Annotated in this window: 1 protein-coding gene; it reads left to right on the top strand. The window is 67.9% G+C overall.

The window, feature by feature from the left end; translation table 11 throughout:
• Nucleotides 1–1162, top strand: a 1162-nt coding sequence (locus HV773_RS36480) for an acetyl-CoA C-acetyltransferase (protein WP_246282664.1), incomplete at both ends; no start/stop codon positions are given.

A 1162-nucleotide genomic window follows, 5' to 3' on the forward strand; every position in this document is an offset into this window, starting at 1 on the left:
GTGATCGTTTCGGCCGCGCGTACCGCGGTGGGCAAATTCGGCGGTTCGCTGGCAAAGATTGCCGCGCCCGATCTGGGCGCGCTGGTCATCAAGGCGGCGCTGGAGCGCGCGGGCGTGAAGCCCGAGCAGGTGAGCGACGTGATCATGGGTCAGGTGCTGACCGCGGGTTCGGGCCAGAACGTTGCGCGCCAGGCGTCGCTCAAGGCCGGGCTGCCCGCAGCGGTGCCCGCCATGACGATCAACAAGGTGTGCGGCTCGGGCCTGAAGGCCGTGATGCTGGCCGCCAACGCGATTATCGCGGGCGACGCGGAGATCGTCGTGGCCGGCGGTCAGGAGAACATGAGCGCGGCGCCGCATGTGCTGCCGGGCTCGCGCGACGGCTTCCGCATGGGCGACACGAAGCTCGTCGACACGATGATCGTCGACGGCCTGTGGGACGTTTATAACCAGTACCACATGGGCGTGACCGCGGAAAACGTCGCGAAGGAATACGGCATCACGCGCGAAGAGCAGGACGCGTTCGCGGCGCTGTCGCAGAACAAGGCGGAAGCCGCGCAGAAGGCCGGCCGCTTCGACGCGGAAATCGTGCCGGTGGTAATTCCGCAGCGCAAGGGCGACCCGCTGGTGTTCAAGACCGACGAATTCGTGCGCCACGGCGTGACGGCGGAATCGCTCGCGGGCCTGAAGCCGGCGTTCTCGAAGGAAGGCTCGGTGACGGCGGCGAATGCGTCGGGTCTGAACGACGGTGCAGCGGCAGTGGTGCTGATGTCGGCGAAGAAGGCCGAGGAACTGGGCCTGAAGCCGCTCGCGCGCATCAAAGCCTATGCGGCCGGTGGCGTGGATCCGAAGGTGATGGGCATGGGCCCGGTGCCGGCGTCGAAGCGCTGCCTGGAGCGCGCGGGCTGGTCGGCGGGCGACCTCGATCTCATGGAGATCAACGAGGCGTTCGCGGCGCAGGCGCTTGCGGTGAACAAGCAGATGGGCTGGGACACGTCGAAGATCAACGTGAACGGCGGGGCGATTGCGATCGGCCACCCGATTGGCGCGTCGGGCTGCCGGATTCTGGTGACGCTGCTGCACGAAATGCAGCGCCGTGACGCGAAGCGTGGCCTGGCCTCGCTGTGCATCGGCGGCGGCATGGGCGTGGCGCTTGCGCTCGAGC

It is taken from the genome of Paraburkholderia caffeinitolerans (genome assembly GCF_902859945.1).
Classification (GTDB): domain Bacteria; phylum Pseudomonadota; class Gammaproteobacteria; order Burkholderiales; family Burkholderiaceae; genus Paraburkholderia; species Paraburkholderia caffeinitolerans.